The 17,723-nt window shown below is 61.7% G+C and carries 9 protein-coding genes; 4 read left to right on the top strand and 5 right to left on the bottom strand.

Features of this window, described 5'->3' with window-relative positions; translation table 11 throughout:
* Window positions 1–84: 84 nt before the first annotated feature.
* The 3 genes from EOC94_RS06900 to EOC94_RS06890 form a co-directional block, all read right to left on the bottom strand.
* Window positions 85–2,052 carry a hydantoinase B/oxoprolinase family protein gene (locus tag EOC94_RS06900; RefSeq protein WP_095483655.1) on the bottom strand — a complete coding sequence of 656 codons (1,968 nt, stop codon included), beginning with the start codon at window positions 2,050–2,052 and terminating at the stop codon, window positions 85–87.
* Between the two features lie 3 nt (window positions 2,053–2,055).
* The gene (locus EOC94_RS06895) at window positions 2,056–4,083 is read right to left on the bottom strand and encodes a hydantoinase/oxoprolinase family protein (protein ID WP_127289372.1); all 2,028 of its coding nucleotides are present in this window, start codon (window positions 4,081–4,083) and stop codon (window positions 2,056–2,058) included.
* Between the two features lie 103 nt (window positions 4,084–4,186).
* Window positions 4,187–5,167 carry a helix-turn-helix domain-containing protein gene (locus tag EOC94_RS06890; RefSeq protein WP_127289370.1) on the bottom strand — a complete coding sequence of 327 codons (981 nt, stop codon included), beginning with the start codon at window positions 5,165–5,167 and terminating at the stop codon, window positions 4,187–4,189.
* A 504-nt stretch (window positions 5,168–5,671) separates the two neighbouring features.
* Here EOC94_RS06890 and EOC94_RS06885 point away from each other — a divergent pair.
* The 4 genes from EOC94_RS06885 (at window position 5,672) to EOC94_RS06870 (ending at window position 15,708) form a co-directional block, all read left to right on the top strand.
* On the top strand, window positions 5,672–6,373 hold the full coding sequence (locus EOC94_RS06885) for a 4'-phosphopantetheinyl transferase superfamily protein (protein WP_164897473.1): 702 nt from the start codon (window positions 5,672–5,674) through the stop codon (window positions 6,371–6,373).
* A gap of 80 nt (window positions 6,374–6,453) precedes the next feature.
* Entirely contained in the window at window positions 6,454–12,777 is a 6,324-nt protein-coding gene (locus EOC94_RS06880; RefSeq protein ID WP_127289366.1) for a non-ribosomal peptide synthetase, read from the top strand.
* A complete protein-coding gene (locus tag EOC94_RS06875) occupies window positions 12,770–14,464 on the top strand; it encodes an AMP-binding protein (protein WP_127289364.1) in 1,695 nt (564 codons plus the stop codon). Before EOC94_RS06880 ends, EOC94_RS06875 begins: the two co-directional genes overlap by 8 nt.
* A 185-nt stretch (window positions 14,465–14,649) precedes the next feature.
* Window positions 14,650–15,708: an alpha/beta fold hydrolase gene (locus EOC94_RS06870; protein WP_127289362.1), complete on the top strand. Its 1,059-nt coding sequence runs from the start codon at window positions 14,650–14,652 to the stop codon at window positions 15,706–15,708.
* A 341-nt stretch (window positions 15,709–16,049) separates the two neighbouring features.
* Here the strand turns inward: EOC94_RS06870 and EOC94_RS06865 are convergent, their stop codons facing one another.
* Window positions 16,050–16,883, bottom strand: a complete 834-nt coding sequence (locus EOC94_RS06865; protein ID WP_095483648.1) for a DeoR/GlpR family DNA-binding transcription regulator — start codon at window positions 16,881–16,883, stop codon at window positions 16,050–16,052.
* Between the two features lie 61 nt (window positions 16,884–16,944).
* Window positions 16,945–17,718, bottom strand: a complete 774-nt coding sequence (locus tag EOC94_RS06860) for an SDR family oxidoreductase (protein ID WP_127289360.1) — start codon at window positions 17,716–17,718, stop codon at window positions 16,945–16,947.
* Window positions 17,719–17,723: the final 5 nt, after the last annotated feature.

Genomic DNA, 17,723 nt, shown 5'->3' with positions numbered 1-17,723 from the left:
AATAGTAATTCCTTGAAAATGGTATCTAAAAAACAGATAACTCCCTGCGAGCGCCCGCAAGGTTTGGGGCGCGCTCTCTAGCGCTCAGGCCCAGTGACTGACCGTCCGTTTCTCAAAGCTCTCACGGAACTGGGCGGTGGTTTTGGGAAGGAGTTCGCCAGTCTCCCAATCGAGGATCACGGCATAGTGCCGAACCGCATCGAGCGTATCGATCTCGCCGGAGCGGTATTTGCGCGCGACCTCCTCAGGATCCATGCGTGCCCAGTCCTTCCGTTTCGCCCGAATGTCGGCACGGCAGGCTTCGGTAGCCATATCGTCGATTTCGTACTGGCACAGGTCGCGGTCGATTTCGCGGATCACCACGCCGTAGTCAATTTTGGCGCGCTCCAGAGAAACGTAGTCGTCGATCACGTCCTCCATCACCTTGCGGGGCTCGCGCTCCAGTGGATCGCCGAAACCGCCGCCGCCGGCCGTCGGACGAGCGAACTGGTCGCCTGTGTGGACGGAGTAATCGGAGAACACGGAGCCGAGCCAGATCTCGGTCTCTTCTCCCGCGCGCTTCATGGTCAAGCCGTGTGGCATCGACGGCAGGCCTCCTTCGACACCCCAGACGACAGCGCGCTCGCGGTCGCAAATATAGGACATGACGGCATTTTCAGCCTCAAGCAACAACGAGGTTTTCTGCACGCCGACGCCGCCCCGCCATTTGCCGGGCCCGGCTGAATCCTGCTTGATCTGGAACTCGATCGTCCGAGTCGGATTCACCCGCTCGTTGCCTTCGTTCGGTTGCGACATCAGCCCGGTTCCGAAGCAGGCGGTGGTGACATCGGCACCATCCTTGCCGTTGCGCCCGCCCCAACCGCCGGGCAGCCATTCGTAGAACATGAAGATCGGCTTTTCGGGTTTGCGCGCGTCCCGTCCCCCGGCCAGCAGATATTCTAGGTTGAAGGCGCAGGCGATAGCGCGTTCGGGCATGATCTTCGACCACATCTCGAAGATCGCGTTCATGATCTTTTCGAACGGCATCAGGAACCCGGTCACCGCCACCGGCCATTCCGCGCTGACGACGCTGTTCTTCGGCGCGGTCACCTCGATCATCCGGTAAAACCCACTGTTGAGTGGAAGGTCCGGGAAGAAGGTCTTCATGCCGGCGACCACGGCCGAGAAGGTCGCGCCCGGCGCGGAATTGTACATCGAGGCAATGGTCGAATGGCTTCCCGTAAAATCGTAGTGGATCGTGTCGCCCTTGATCGTCATCTTGATGCGGATCGGGATCATGCCTTCGCCGGCACCGAGATCCCGGTCGATGTAGTCGACCGTCTCCCAGGTGCCGTCGGGCAGCTCCGCGAGACGCTTTCGCACGGCACGTTCGACGTAGTCCTGAACCTCCTCCATACCGCGCATGACCTGGCCGCGCCCGTACTTCTTGACCAGCCGCAACAGCTCGCGTTCGGCAGCCTGCGTCGCCTGCGCCTGGGAATGGATGTCGCCAATGATCGATGCCGGATCGCGCGTGTTGGCCGCAATCATGTTGGCAACGTCGGAGCAGAAGCGGCCGCGCTGGAAAAGGCGCAACGGCGTGATCCGCAGGCCTTCGCGGAACATGTCTCGGGCGGTGACGTCGAAGGAACCCGGCACCGAGCCGCCGAGATCCGACCAGTGTCCGTTCGACTGAGAAAAGCCGATCAGTTTGTCTTCGTCGAAGATCGGCCGGACGAGCCGAACATCGCTGAAATGCGTACCGCCGGCATAAGGATCGTTGATTGCGTAGACGTCGCCGGGTGCCATATCGCCTTCGAAGACTCGGATCACCTCCTTGCACGTGTTGTGAAGCGTGCCGACATGGACCGCGATGTCATAGTTGCCCTGGGCGACTGAGTTGCCATCGGCGTCGTGCAGGGCGTTCGAAAAGTCTCGGTTGTAGATGACGAAGGAATAGCAGGTGCGAAGCATCTGTTCGGCCATCTGGTCGACAGTGGTGATGAAGGAGTTCTTCAGCACCTCGAACGTTACCGGATCGAGGCCAGGGCTCGTTTCAATCAGCTTTGTCATGTCTCAGCCTTTCGTCACGATGAGAATGTTCAGGAAGCCATCGACGGTCGCGCTCATTCCCGGCGGAACCACGGTGGTGGAATCGAACTGTTCGACAATGGCGGGCCCTGTGAAGGCAGCGCCGGCGCTGAGTTGCTCACGCTCATACACGGCCGCGTCATGGGATGCGCCGTCGAACCAGACGCTGCGGCGGCCAACCGGATCTGGCTCATGCGGCGAGACTTCGTGCCGCGGAATCTCGGCTTTCGGAACGATGCCGATCGCCTTGACCGCGATGCGGAAGATCGACACCGGCGCCTCTTCGCGGCGGTAGTTGAACTCGCGTTCGTGCTCGTTGTGGAATGCCTCGATCAGCGAGCAGATGCTCTCGATCCGCGCCGGCGCTGACACCGCAAGCGAGCGCCACTGTCCCTGGTACATCATCTCGACCGTGCGCTGCAGCGCCATGTCTTCCCGCGCCACGCCCTCATGGGTCAGACGCTCAACGGCCTGTTCTTCCATCAGAACAAAGGCTGTCTGCATCTCGGCGGGCGAGACCGTCGAAGCATCGGCCATGAAGCTTTCGGAGAAATCGTGCTGCACGTCGACGAGAAGGCAACCGAGCGCGGAGGTGACGCCGGGATTGGGCGGCACGATCACGGTTGGAATCGAAAGCTCCTTCGCCACGGCAGCTCCGTGCAAGGCGCCTGCACCGCCGAATGCGACGAGCGCAAAGTCGCGCGGGTCATAGCCTCGGCTGATGGAGAGAAGCCGGACGGCATTGCCCATATTGGCGTTGGCGACGGCGATGATCGCCTCGGCCGCTTTGTGGATTTCCATGCCGAAGGGTGCCGCCACCGTCTCCTGCACCGCCTGGGCGGCCAAGGCGGGGTCGAGCGTGATCTTGCCGCCCGCAAGGCTGGTGCCGAGACGGCCGAGCACGACATTGGCGTCGGTGTTGGTGGCAGTGCGGTTGCCATTCTTGTAGCAGGCCGGACCTGGAAAAGCGCCGGCAGACTGCGGTCCGTTGCGTAAGCTGCCGCCTTCGTCCTGCCATGCCAACGACCCGCCGCCTGCACCGATGGTCAGCACCTCGATGGAGGGGAAGCGGATCGGATATCCGAATTCGATGTACCAGTCTTTTGTGATGCGCGACTCCCCGTTCCATGCGAGCGAGACGTCGGTGCTGGTACCGCCCATGTCGAAGCCGATCGAGTTCGGGAAGCCACAGAGATTTCCGATGAAGCGGCTTGCGATCGCGCCGGCAGCGATGCCCGATCCTGCGAGCCGAGCTGAGAAATCCCTGACGCTTGCGGGTGTCATGACCCCGCCACCGCTGTGCAGCAACAGGAGATCTCGCTTGTATCCGGCCGCTGCAAGCTTTTCTCCGAGACGCGACACGTAGTCGACGACGACCGGGGCGCAGACGGCGTTCGCCATGGTGGTGGAAAAACGCTCGTGCTCGAAGATTTCCGGCATCACCTCCGAGGAGATCGAGACCGGCAGATCCGGCATGGCCTCCTTCAGGATCTCACGCATGCGGCGCTCATTGGCGCCGTTGACATAGGAGTTCATGAAGCAGACGGCTACGGACTTGACCTGCCGTTTCACGAGAATTTCCGCGACGCGGCGCGCAGCCTCTTCGTCCAGCGCTTCCAGGATCGTGCCCTCGGCACTGACCCGTTCCCGGACTGTCAGCCGGTCGCGGCGCGGGATATAGGGCTTGGCGACATCCTTGTAGGTGTCCCAGAGGTCTTCCTTGTTGGCGCGACGGATCTCGACAACGTCACGGAAACCCTCGGTGCAGACCATTGCGGTGCGTGGCAGGCGGCGGGTGATCAGCGCATTGGTGGCAACCGTCGTGCCATGAGAGAACATCGTCACCTCGGAAAGATCGATGCGGCCCTGCTCCACGCCATTCATGATGGCCTGCATGGGATCATCAGGCGTGGAGGCGGTCTTCTCGATGCGGATCGCGCCGCTATCTTCGTCCATGATACAGATGTCGGTGAAGGTCCCTCCGACATCGACGGCAACTCTTATTCGGCTCATGACAGTTCCTTCGTAGGGTCTTTGCGGGCAAAGCCCGGCCCCATCGCCCCTTGCCGGGGTGACGTCGCAGTAAATGGTGGAATTGGCCCAGACTTCGTCGGGTCTAGTGCCGCTCTCTCGAGGTCGAAGCGCGACCCGCCCGGCTCGCTGCTTCGCGACGGGTATCGGTCGGTGCGCAGCCGAACCGCGTCCGGTAGTGCTTGCAGAACTGAGACTGGTCGGCGAAGCCCCAGCGGTAAGCGATCTCGGCAACGCTGCTGATGTTGGTCACCGACATCAGCTCCTCGGCGCAAAGTTCAAGCCGGGCGTCGCGGATGAAGCCGTTGATCGACTGGTTGCTGTCCTGAAAAAGAACCTGCAGGTAACGCAGGGAGATGCCGCAGGCATCAGCCACAGCCTGCGGGCCGAGGCCGGAATTCTTCAGGTTGTCGCGAATATACTGCTCGGCGCGATGCAAATGGCCGGCCCGGATCGACGAGATGCTGCTGTCCAGCACGCGATCGTCACTCACGATCGACAGGCACAGCATTTCCAGGATGTGCCTGCCCATCATCTCACGGGCAGCTTCACTAATGTCATCGACATGGCCGATCGTGGTTCGCACCGTGTCGAGGAAGAGCGCGGCGATGCCTTTGGTCGCGTCGAAACTGAGCGCGCTGAGCCGTTCGGCGGATCCGATCCGTGCCCGAACGCTCGATGACGGCACCTTCAGGACCCACAGCGCGTTTGGCTTGCCGTGCCAGAATTCGTAAGGCGCATCTCCCCTCTCAACGAGGAAGCCCCCCGGACCGCAATTGACGGTCCTCGACCCTTGCGAGAAATTCACCTCCGATATCTCCGGGATGGTGATGAGCAGGCTGGCGTCACGCTCGTTGAGGAAGTGGCGGCGATGGCGACGATAGCTTACAGCATCGCAGCGCATTTTAGACACGCTGACGAGCCCGAGAGAGAAGGTTTCCAGCGTGCCTGAAAATTCGCGACGGTTCCGATACTCGGTGTCGAGCGGAAAATAGGCTTCGGTAACAGCGGCTTGCCAGGCATCACCGCCTGCGGGACCGCCGATCGTATCGACGACGTATTTCATTCCCCGACCTTTCTGGTTGGCCCGGTTAGCCCGGTGTTTTTCTGAAGATTACAGGAATTCGCCGGCGCGTATTGGTCAAAAACGAATAAACTTATGTGGTCGTTTGGCAGTTGGCTCGCTTTCGGCAGGTTCGCGTGGAGAGCAGTATCCCGGCTTGGTTCCCTGCGGCTACGCTCCCAGGAAAGTCCCGGGACCGAAGCCAGCAGGGCACGCGTGTAGTCGGATTGAGGATGCGCAAGCACCCGCTCCACGGACCCGTTCTCCACGATCTTTCCACCTTGCATGACGACAACGCGGCTGGCGATTACCGACGCCACGCGAAGATCGTGGGCGATGAAAAGCATCGACAGGCCGATTGCGTCATAACCGATCCACTACGATGACGCGCACCTTGGCGGGCGGGCCTCGCTAAACGGGTGCCCTGGGCAACCTGGCGTTGCCCGGTTCGTCGACGTTCTGTTACAACGCAAGACAGCAGCAGTTTGGATCGGTGAAGGAGTGGTATTGCCTGGTGAACCGAAAGTCCGCGACGACTCTTCGCCAGTCCGCCTGATAGCAGCCATTCGACAATTGGTTGCGGATGGCATCGTCATCGAGGGCGGCGATTTCAAACCAGCAGATCGAGATTGGCTGCTCGAAGAAGAACTGTCTCTGGGCAATGTCGTGCCGGCGCGACGTCGTGAGTTTCGCGCCGGACGCATTTACGCAAGGCAGGCATTGCGGGGCCTGGGCATTCCTGAAAGCGTCATCCCGATTGGACACGATCGGGCGCCGGTCTGGCCGACAGGTATTGTCGGTTCAATCTCTCATACCCGAAGCCTGTGCGCTGTCGCCGTCGGATTGTCCGCCGATTGCCTCGGCATCGGAATCGACATCGAGGAAGATTCTCCGCTTTCCGACGAACTGACAAAACTGGTGTCGCTTGCTTCGGAATTGAAAGAGCGGGACGTGATCGAAGGGCGCCTAGGCTACGACCTGCCAAAGCTTCTGTTCGTGATAAAGGAAGCCTTCTACAAAATGCATTTCCCGCTCAACCGGCGCTTTTTGACGTTTCATGATGTTCGTATCGAACTGGATGTGGAGAACGCCAAAGCCATGGTCATTCGATCAAGCCGCCTGGCGGCGGCCGACAATGGCTGCTTTGAAGGCCGCTTCGGCAACAGCGATGGAACCTTGTTCTCGTGTTTTGACGTCTCTGCGCATTGACAGCCACGCAGCCAGCCAGCACTCAGTGAACCCGGCATGGGCTCTATTCCTAATCAACCTCGATCCCGGAGCGGTATCTGATGGACACTATACGTGGCCATGTGGACCGCCATGCCGGACACAATCCGCAATCGGTGGCCGTTCTGGCCGCGGGACGCCCACCCCTCACCTATGAAGGGCTGGGGCGCCAGATCCACTATGTCGGCGAAAAGCTGGCGCTGGAAGCTGTCGGGCCAACGGGCCGCGTCGCGCTCATCCTGCCCGAAGGAGCGGAAGCAGCGGTTGCGATCGTGGCGGTGGCAGCCAATGCGGCATGCGCTCCGCTGAACCCGGCATGGCCCGCATCTGAGCTTGAAGCACAGCTCAGCGCGCTAGGTGCCCAAGTCCTGATCGTGCCGCACGGCTGGGAATCGCCGTTGCTCGCCTTGGCGGCGTCTCTGAACATCCGGATCCTGCAACTCGTTTCGCAGCCCGATGCGGCGGCCGGGACCTTCTCGCTGACAGCCGCTGGTCGAGGGCATCGCGGTGACCAGCCGTTGGCTGCGCCTGACGATGCCGCACTGCTCTTGTTCACATCGGGCACGTCTGCGCGGCCCAAGCTGGTACCGCTGACACATCGAAACCTTTGCGTTTCGGCGCGCAACATTTGCGCGGCGGTGGATCTCCGGCACACCGACCGGTGCTTGGGCATGATGCCCCTGTTTCATATCCATGGCATCAGCAGCCTTTTGTCATCGCTGGTATGCGGAGGCTCTTATATCAGCGTGGAGGGCTTTTCCGCCGACCGCTTCTTTAGCTGTCTCAGCGACCTCAAGCCGACCTGGTATACGGCTTCCCCGGCCGTGCATCGCACGATCCTCGATCAGATCCGTCTCTGCCGCGAAGACCCGCGCCAGAGCGGATTGCGCTTCATTCGCTCGGCTTCGGCGCCAATGCCGCCACAGCTGATCGCGGATACCGAAAGCGCGTTCGGCGTACCGTTTGTCGAAGCCTACGGGATGACCGAGGCGGCGCCGCAGATTGCGAGCAATCGCCTTCCGCCGTTCGAACGCAAGCCAGGCTCCGTGGGCAAGGCTGCCGGTCCAGAAATTGCCATTATGGATGAAGCCGGACGTCTGTTGCCGCCCGGCGGGAGTGGCGAGGTGGTCATTCGCGGCCCAAATGTCATGCACGATTATGATGATCGCACTGACAACCAAGCCGCTTTCATCGATGGCTGGCTGCGGACAGGCGACATAGGCCACCTCGATGCCGAAGGTTATCTGTTCGTCACCGGCCGCCTGAAGGATATCATCAATCACGGCGGCGAAAAGATCTCGCCGCGGCTGGTGGAGCAGATCCTGCTCCAGCATGCCGCGATCGGACAGGCGGTTGTTTTCGGCGTTCCCCACCCGGTGCTCGGCGAGACGGTCGCCGCAGCGGTCGTGCTCAAGGCGGGGCAGAAACAATTTACGCCGGTTCAGCAGATCCGCGGCTTTGTCGCCGAGCGGCTGGCACGCTCGAAGGTGCCGCAGTGGATCGTTGTGGTGGATGAGATCCCCGCCGATTCCAGCGGAAAGGTCAATCGCAAACATCTGGCCCTGACGCTCGATCCGCAACAACAGAACGCTCAACGCGATCCGCCACGGACTGGCAAAGTGATTGCCCGAACCGCCACTGAGCGCCGGGTGGCGGCGGTTTTTGCCGAAGTTCTGGGAATCGAACCGCCCGGCATTCATGACGATTTCCTCGACCTGGGCGGTCATTCACTTATCGCCATGCAGGTTCTCGCCAGGTTGCAGGAGATATTCCAGGTTACGTTGCCGATCGATTGCATGTTTGAACGCCCGACCACTGCGCGACTTTCGGAGCGCATCGGCGAGCAGATGGCCGATCTCGTCGCGGATGGCAGAGCGCGACTGGAGCAAGGATCGACGACCCGTGCGCAGGCCACGAAACACATTCCCCGGCGCCAAGAGGGCACGCTCGCACGGCTCTCCTCCGCACAACAGCGCGTCTATTTTCTCGATCGAATGGGTGCCGGCGGCGCCTACAACATGTCGGCCTCGCTCCGGCTGACAGGACCGCTCGACGAGCGTGCATTGGCACAGAGCCTCGATGAAATTCGCCGACGTCACGACATCCTGCGCACGACCTTTTACATGCGCGAGGGCGGACCAGTGCAAGTGGTTTCCGAATTTCAGGAAACCAGGCTGGTGACGATTGATCTGTCCGGCCACAAAGCGGACGCACGAACCGCCGAGGCAAAGCACCTCGCCAGCCAGGACGCTGGCGAACCGTTCGACCTGGCGCAAGGTCCCCTGTTTCGCGCCAAGCTGATCCGGCTGACATCCGACGAGCACGTCCTGCTTCTGACGATGCACCACATCGTTTCCGACGGCTGGTCGATCGGCGTGCTCTACACCGAGTTGAGGCAACTGTACGAAGCATTTTATGACGACAGGGCGTCGCCGCTCGACGACTTGCCGCTTCAGTACGGCGACTTCGCAGCCTGGCAGCAGCACGGCGTCGAGGCCGGCGAATTCGAGCGCCAGACCGGTTACTGGATCCGGCAGCTCAACGAGATGCCGCCGGCCTTCACGCTTCCGACGGACCGCCCTCGCCCGGCCATTCAATCCTATCGCGGCGGCACCATACAGGCCCTGATCGACCGTCAAACGACGGATCGACTGAAGGCGCTGGGTCAAAGCCATAACGCGACCGTGTTCATGACGTTTCTGGCGGCCTTCAAGACATTGCTCCATCGCTACAACGGGCAAGACGATTGCGCCGTCGGCGTGCCGATCGCAAACCGCCCGAGCAAGGAGTTGGAGCCGCTGATCGGGCTCTTCGCCAACACGCTGGTTTTGCGAACGCCGCTTGCGGGCGACCCGTCATTCCTGGAATTGCTCGGCCGCGTCCGGTCGACGGCGCTTGACGCCTACGCGCACCAGGATGTTCCTCTCGAGCGCATCGTTGAACAGTTGAATATCCCGCGCGATCCCCGCCACGCGCCGTTGTTCCAAGTCATGTTCGCGTTTCAGAACATCCCGGGGTTGCCAGGCTCGGTCTTGCCCGCTCAGTCGGCAACTGATCACGTGGCGGGACCTTGCTTCGATCTCGCGCAAGGTCTCTCAGCGCAACCTGTGCGCATCGACAAAGTGACGGCGAAGTTCGACCTCACTCTGTACCTGTCGGAAACCCCGGAAGGGATGTCCGCGACTTGGCAATTCAACGCTGATCTGTACGAGCCGGCCACGATCGACCGGCTGGCACGGCATTTCCAGACCTTGCTCGAAAGCATAGGAAGCGATCCCGGGCAAAGACTGTCGGAACTGTCCCTGTTGCCTGAGGTCGACCGCCGCCAGATCGAAATCGACTGGAACCACACCGAAGCCAGCGAATTGCTGGGGCAGGATTATGTCCAGCTGTTCGAGGCGCAGGTCGAGCGAACACCTGATGCCACAGCCGTGCTGGGCGGGGACCGGCAGTTCACTTATCGGGAGCTCAACGAGCGAGCCAGCCGGTTCGCGCGGTATTTTCGCAGCCGCGGCGTTGCCCGCGAGACATTGACAGCGATCTGCCTGCCGAGGTCTGCCGAGATGCTGGCGGTGCTGCTCGGGGTGTGGAAGGCCGGCGGTGCGTTTCTGCCCCTCGACCCCGAACATCCGTCCGAACGTATTGCTTTTATGCTGCGTGACGCCGGCGTGAGCTTGCTCATCACCGAGACATCGCTGCTGGCAAAGTTCCCCGCCGCGTTCCAGATGGCGAGCGATCATCCAGAGCCGGGCCGGACGATCTGCCTGGACGCCTGCCAAGCCGGCGTGGCGCAGGAGAATCCGCGCAATCCCGGCGTCCTCTCCGCGCCGAATGCACTTGCCTATGTGATCTACACGTCTGGCTCGACCGGTGAACCCAAGGGCGCGATGATCACGCAGCCCAATGTCGGCCACTACGCGCAGGCGATGGTCCGCGCTGTCGCAATCCGTCCGGACGACATCTACCTGCACACGGCTTCGTTCTCGTTCTCCTCCTCGATACGGCAGTTTGCCGTTCCGCTCTCCTGCGGTGCGGCCGTGGCCGTTGCTTCGGCCGAGGAACTCCGCGATCCGCATTTGCTGTTCGAGATGGTACGCCACCAGCGCGTATCAGTGCTGGACCTTGTTCCATCATTCTCGGCCGGCTGCCTGCAGGTCTTGATGTCGCTCGATCAACCCGTGCGGGCAAGCTTGCTCGACAATCAGCTACGGCTCGTGCTTTCAGCCAGCGAGCCCTTGCCCAGCGCCTTGATCGAAAAATGGCGGCACCTCTGCAGACCCGGGACAAGATTCATCAATATGTTCGGCCAGACCGAGACGACAGGGATCGTGATGATCTATCCCGTCCCGACCGAGGGCGGCGCGGCGAAGGTCGTCCCGATCGGTCGGCCGATTGCCAATACGCAGGCCTATGTGCTGGACACGTCCCGCCGCCCGGTGCCGGTTGGCATCGGCGGTCACTTGTATGTCGGCGGCGCCGGTATAGGAGCCGGCTACATCAATCATTCGGAGCATACGGCGAAGAACTTCGTCCGAAATCCGTTCAGCCCGCATGACGGTGCGCGGCTCCATCGAACCGGCGATCTGGCCCGATACCGGCCTGACGGGACGATCGAAATTCTCGGCCGCGCCGACGAACAGGTGAAGATTCGCGGTTTCCGTATCGAACTGGGCGAGATCGAGGCTGCGATTCACACACACCCGGACGTGCGCGAATGTGTCGTCGGCGTGGTGGAGGATGCTGCCACAGACGATAATATCGGCGATCGCAAACGTCTGGTGGCCTTCGTTGCGGCCAATGAGCAGCATGATGCGCAAGTGCCTGCTCTGTCCGGGCGCCTGCGCGAATTTCTGAAGCAGCAGCTCCCGGAATACATGCTGCCGCAACGCATCGTCATGCTGCAGCGCTTGCCTCGCACGTCGAACGGAAAAGTCGACCGACGGGCACTGCTCAGCAAGGAGGCGCAGACGGCTCGGTCAACTGTCGTGACGCATCCCTCCAGCCGGGTCGATCTGCGCGTGGTCGCGCCAACCGACGACGAGACGATCCTGACGGGGGTCTGGAAAAAGGTGTTGCGGCTCGATGAGGTTGGGTTACACGACAACTTCTTCGACCTGGGCGGCAATTCCATCCTGAGCATCAATGTTGTTGTCGAAGCCAGCAGGGCCGGTCTGCACGTCGATCTGCGTCAGCTCTATCAGCATCAGACGATCACCGATCTGACTCGCGCCGTCGCCCAGGCGCGGCATGACATCGGGCCAACCGTCGCGGCTGCACCGGCATCGAGCGGAAATGGCGGGAAAATTCTGGTGACGATTGAAAGCCTTCGCGCCTACGGTCGCGAAGCGCTGACACGGGCTGGATTGAGCCTCAAGGGTGCGGAAATCGTCGCGGAAGTCCAACTCGAGGCGAGCCTGCGCGGACAGCCGACGCACGACATGGTCAGCATTCCGCGTTATGCCGTGCGGATTGCCTCGGGCAAGATCAACGCCGATCCTCAAATACGGATCGAGCACGAGACCGCCGCCATCGCGCGGATCGATGGCGACAACGGCCCGGGCCAGTGGGTCAGCACGGTGGCGATGGACCTCGCCATTCAAAAGGCGGGCAGGCACGGCGTTGGAATTGTCGGCGTCCGCCGCTCCAACCATTTCGGCGCCGCCGGCCACTATGTCTGGCAGGCAGCGAAGAACGGTCTCATTGGGCTCTGCACGACCAACGGACCGCTGATCCTGGCACCGACGGGCGGGGTCACGCCGACATTCGGCAACAATCCGCTCGGTGTCGGCATTCCGGCAGGGCGACATTTCCCTATCCTTCTCGACGTCGCCATGAGCGTCGCGCCTCGCGGCAAGATCGGCCTGTCCGTGGCGGAAGGCAGTCCGTTGCCGCCGGGCTGGATACTCGACCGGTCGGGGCGCCCTTCGACCGATCTCGGCGATCTCGCCGCAGGGCTTGGCGTGCCGATCGGCGGACACAAGGGATATGGCCTGGCCCTGGTGATGGAGGTGCTTGCGGGCGTGCTCAGCGGCGCGGGTTTTGGCAGCGATCACCATCAGGACAGATTGCGCGAGAGCGCCCAGGCGCCCGACTACGGCCATTTCTTCATGGCGCTGGATCCACAGCGATTCATGCCGGCGTCGGAATTCACCGAGCGCGTCGACCGCCTGATCGAGCAGACCAGGAACGGCGAACGTGCCGAAGGCGCCACCGAAATCCTGATCCCCGGCGAAATGGAATTGCGCGCCCGCGAGGAGAGCCTGAGGGAAGGAGTGCAGTTGCGCTCATCAACTTACAGGGCTCTCGTCGCCTATGGACGGAAGGCAAAGCTCGACGCCGAACTGAGTGCCGTGACCGAAAACCAGCTTGCAGAGGGCCATGGCTGAACACTTGCACGATCCCGCGCCCGATCTGAATGGTCGCATGATGGCGTTCGACCGGGCCGAGCTGGAGCAGACCATCCCGGCGCGTTTCGACACAGTGGTCCGCAGGTATGGCTCGCACGTGGCGATTGGCGGCGACCGGCATCGATGGACATACGACGACGTTGAACGACGTTCCAATCAGCTGGCCCGGGCAATCCTCGAGCACACGCAGCCCGGGCGCGGATGCGTCGCCTATCTTGTCGATCATTCGCCGGACATGGTGATCTGCGCGCTGGCGGCGCTCAAGGCGGCAAAGGCATTCCTTTGCGTCCATCCTGGTATGCCGCTTGCAGCACAGCGCGACATACTCAGCGATGCGGCGCCGGATCTGCTGCTTACCGATGCGTCTCACGCGCCTGCCGCGCATGACCTTGTCGATGACCACAGGCGGGTTCTCCTGGTTGAGGACATCGACGCGCGTTATTCGGCTGATGCGTTGCATATTCCGATGGACCCGGGTGACCCGGCCGCAATCTTCTACACCTCTGGAAGCACCGGGCGGCCGAAGGGGGTCGTGAAAAGCCATCGCACCGTGCTGCATCGGGCCTGGCTTTGTGCCCGGTATGACGGGGTGAACTCCACAGACCGGCAGTCCCTCCTGACATATTGCAGTTTCGCCTCATCGGAGGCGGACGTCTTCGGCGCGCTTCTCAACGGGGCCACGCTGGAACTCTACGATGCTGCATCGGGTGGTCTCGGTGGTCTCGGGGCGTGGATTGATAAGCGTCGCGTAACCTTACTGCACCCTCCGGTGATGTTGTTTCGCAAGTATCTGTCGATGCTCGCGGGCTCGGGCCTGCATCCATCGGTACGCTTGGTGGCGCTGGCGGGTCAAACGGTCGTTGCCTCGGACGTCGAGCAATGGCGCCATCACTTCGCGACGTCCTGTGCCTTGCGCCATCGCTTCTCTTCCACCGAAGCCGGTCACATCGCGGTGGCTTCGGTAGCTCCGGGCGAGTTGCTCGCGCCAGGCACGGTACCGGCGCCGCGACCAGTCGCGGACAAGTCTCTCCTGGTCGTCGATGAAGATGGCCAGCCGGTCGAACAGGGAGGCGTCGGCGAACTCGTCGTCCGCAGCGCTTTCCTGGCAGACGGTTATTGGCGGCAGGCGTCCGAAACGGCAAAGCATTTCGGCAACGACCTCAATTTTCCCGATCAGCGTGTGTTTCACACCGGCGATATCGGGCGTTTATCGAGCAACGGTCTTGAATTCCTCGGACGGCGCGACGACCAGGTCAAGATTCGCGGGTATCGCGTTGAAACGCGGGAAATCGAGCAGGCTTTCCTGCTGCTTCCAGTGGTGAATGAAGTCGCGGTCATCACCGAACTTCGCCAGGATGCGCACTCCCTTGCCGCCTTCGTCGTGATAAAACAGGGAGCCTTGTTTCAGACTGACGCATTAAGGGCCAGCTTGAGGTCGATCCTCCCACAGTGGAAAATTCCGGGCCGAATCCACGCGATCGAGTCGCTGCCGCTGACGCCAACCGGCAAGATAGACAGGCTGCTTCTGCAGCAATATTTGCAGGCACCTAGTGGCCCCACCAACAACGGCCAGACCGCGCAATCGTCCGACAGGAAAGTGAACGGGCCAACTGCAAAACTGATCAAGAGATGGAAAGGGCTTTTTGCCTGGGCTGGTATTCGGTGAAAGGCGAGCGACCATTCAGGATCGGCATACCTGCTGCGTCTCTCGATCAAAGGAACAGCGCCCGCTTGGTCGCTGCGATGAGTCCTTGTTAGCCGCACAGGCTGTGAGTTAAAAGCACGCAAGCATTCGATGTACCGCCACGCTTTCCCAAAAGGCGGACGATCATCGATCCAGGGGGCTTGCCGATGAGCGTGCGGCCAATTATCCAGCCTATCCGTGCGATACCGAGCGACGGTCCCGCGCATGTTATTGCCGGCATCTTCGCCACGGAACTGCAAATTCCGACTGCGGACATCGACGATAGTTTCTTCGATCTCGGGGGCGATTCGCTGACCGCCGAAACTCTCGTTCTTGCCGTCCAAAACCGGTTCGGCATCAAGCTCCAGACTTCGGTCCTGCTGGCGGCGCCGACGCCGCGTGAATTTGGCAGGCTGGTCGCGTCCTTGACGCCAACCCACCCCGCACGGCAACTCATTGTGCCGGTATCCGGCGGTTCCGGCCATGAGCCGATCGCAATGATCCACGGCATTTCGGGATCGGCGCTGTTCGCCAATCGCTTCGGAAAGCGCCTCAAGGAGAAATACGCGGTGATGGCCGTGCGCGGCATGGGTCTTGAGCCCGGCGAAACACCGTATTCCAATCTGGACGAGATAAGCGCCAACTATTTTGAAGGCCTGACCTCAGTGACAGGCCGACACCCACATATAATCGGCGGCATCTGCCTTGGCGGTTTGCTTGCGATCGAGGTCGGGCGCCTCACCTATGAAGTGACTGGCGAGCGGCCTGCGCTGCTGCTCATCGATCCGCCGCCGCTCGGTTCGGCCTGGCTGAAGCCGATACCGGACGACCGCATGACCGCCAGCAGGCGGCGCCAGATCACGCGCAAGGTCGTCTATTGGCGCCTGCTTCGCGACGGCTTGCATGCCGCTGGGCTGGGACAAACGCGCATCGGGCGTCACACCCGGCAGAAAGCATTCAAGAGCGCCCTCGTCCGCGCCGCTGCCGGATTCTCGCCTTCGTCTTACCCCTGCGATATCCTGGTTCTCGCCAGTTCGGAATGGAGCGCCGCAACGGTGGAGCAATACAGGGGCTGGGCGTCTGAAAAAACCAGGATAAAAACCGTTGTCGTCCCGGGCACGCACGACAAGTTTCGCGAAGCCAACATGGAGGCGATCGACGACGAGATCATCGCATTCCTCGCGGCCAGAGATGTTGCCGTGATGCGCGAACCCGCCTCGCTATAGCATCGCGGGGGATCAGCGCCCAAGCCTTCCCGATGACAAGCCTTCCCGATGAAAGGATGGAAGGATTCGAAGGTCGGCGAGACGGGCTGCAGCTGCCCGGCGACGGTGTGGAAACCGACCAGCGCCATTTCAAGCCTCAACAACTACGAGATGGAGAAGCGCGGCGAATTTCCCGCGTCGTTTCAATGTGCCAATCGACATGCAACTTACGCCTGCGCGCGGCGAGGCGCACTCTACGGGACAACGAAATTCCTGCCTGCAGCGAACAGGTCGCGACCGCTAACGCTCACTTTGCCGCGTCGGATGCACTCGAATCAACCGAGCGTCCCGTCGTCAGGCCATCACAATTTGGAACGCCCTGAAGCCGGCAAAGAGCTGGCGCTAACCACCGTCACTTTTCGCTCAGCGGAGCGCAAGGACGAAAGTGCGTCCTGGGAAATGCCCTCGTCGGTGATCACCTCGTCGATTTCGGAAATATCCGAAAGCGTGCAGAAACCAGGTGCGGTGAACTTCGAGCTGTCGACGAGCAGGATCGTCTTGCGGGCGGAAGAGATCATGGCGCGCTTGAGCGACGCCACCTCGAGCGAGGTTTCCGTCAGCAGCGTGCCCGTGACGGCCGAAGCGCCGGTCATGCAGAGGTCGGCATGAAGCGTTCTGATGAAACTCTCGCCCGGCTCACCGGCAAGGTGCCGATAGCCAGGACGGACAGTGCCGCCCGGCAGGATGATGCGCCAGGATTTGATGTCGGCCGCGAAATCGGCGATCTGGAGACTGTTCGTCACCACGGTCAGCGGCAAATCCCGCTCGGCGGCGGCGCGCACCACCTCCATCACGGTCGAGGAACTGTCGAAGATGACGCTGTCGCGAGCACTCAGCCGCTGCGCGGCCTCGCGGCCGATCGCTACCTTCTCGGCGTGCTGCAGCTCTGCATTGACGGTCATCTCGCGTTCGAAGGTGGCGCGCATCGGCTGCAGCAAATGTGCGCCACCGTGGGTGCGTTCGAGATACCCCTTTTCCACCAGGTGTTCGAGATCGCGCCTTACCGTTGATTGCGATCCGCCAATCGTGTCGGCGAGCTCCTGGATGCTGGCCGCCCCGCTGACCCGCAGGTGCTCCAGGATGAGAGCCCGCCGCTTGGCGGGAAGCATCTCGACGCGTCTGCTTGGAGAGTCCATGCTTCACCCGCTCGGTAGCCGACGGCGAGGTCGACGGATTTCAGGCCAGATCGTTCAATCTCTACCAAATCGTATAGCCGCAATCCACAACCACAACCGCGCCGGTCATAGCGCTCGCAGCATCCGAGGCAAGGAAGAGGATGGAAGCGGCAATCTCGTCGGGGCGCGCAACGCGCTTCATCGGCGTCATCTCCATCCACACCGGCATCAGCTTGTTGTCAGTGAAGCCGCCGCGCGACATGACAGTATCGACATAGGTCGGCGCGACACAGTTTATCCTCACGCCGCGCTCGGCCCATTCTCCGGCAAGGCTGCGTGTCATGTGGTGAACGGCGGCCTTTGCGGTGTTGTAGTGCACCTGACGCTGCGGCTTGTTGGAAATCAATCCGGACATGGAACCCAGCGTGACGATCGCGCCACGGCCACGTTCGAGCATGGGTCTTGCGAATTCCCGGCATGACCAATAGGCGCCATTCAGGTCGACGTCGATCACCTTCAGCCATACGTCGTCGCTCATATCCTCCCCGCCTGTGTCGGGCCAGGCGATTCCCGCATTGGCGATCAGGATATCGACCGCGCCGTGACGCTCATTGGCAGATCGAGCGGCTGCGGCAACGGCCTTGGAATCGGTTACGTCGAGCTGTACCGCTTCGACCTGGTGGCCCTTCCGCTTTAGCTCGTCACGCCCCGCCTCCAACACCCGAGGATCCATGTCCGATATGGTAACCCGTGCGCCAGCCTCCGCGAGCGCTTCGGCCGTCGACAGGCCGATGCCGCGGCCGCCGCCGGTGATGAAGGCAGTTTTACCGTCAAGTCGGAACCGTTCGAGAAACATGGAAT

The sequence above is a fragment of the Mesorhizobium sp. M6A.T.Ce.TU.016.01.1.1 genome (assembly GCF_003997065.1).
Classification (GTDB): domain Bacteria; phylum Pseudomonadota; class Alphaproteobacteria; order Rhizobiales; family Rhizobiaceae; genus Mesorhizobium; species Mesorhizobium mediterraneum.
This window is presented reverse-complemented; position numbering and strand designations above follow the sequence as displayed.

Coding starts and splice junctions, on each gene's coding strand:
- EOC94_RS06900 (WP_095483655.1), bottom strand. CDS start 2,052: ATGACAAAGCTGATTGAAACGAGCCCTGGCCTCGATCCGGTAACGTTC.
- EOC94_RS06860 (WP_127289360.1), bottom strand. CDS start 17,718: ATGTTTCTCGAACGGTTCCGACTTGACGGTAAAACTGCCTTCATCACC.
- EOC94_RS06870 (WP_127289362.1), top strand. CDS start 14,650: ATGAGCGTGCGGCCAATTATCCAGCCTATCCGTGCGATACCGAGCGAC.
- EOC94_RS06890 (WP_127289370.1), bottom strand. CDS start 5,167: ATGAAATACGTCGTCGATACGATCGGCGGTCCCGCAGGCGGTGATGCC.
- EOC94_RS06880 (WP_127289366.1), top strand. CDS start 6,454: ATGGACACTATACGTGGCCATGTGGACCGCCATGCCGGACACAATCCG.
- EOC94_RS06875 (WP_127289364.1), top strand. CDS start 12,770: ATGGCTGAACACTTGCACGATCCCGCGCCCGATCTGAATGGTCGCATG.
- EOC94_RS06895 (WP_127289372.1), bottom strand. CDS start 4,083: ATGAGCCGAATAAGAGTTGCCGTCGATGTCGGAGGGACCTTCACCGAC.
- EOC94_RS06865 (WP_095483648.1), bottom strand. CDS start 16,883: ATGGACTCTCCAAGCAGACGCGTCGAGATGCTTCCCGCCAAGCGGCGG.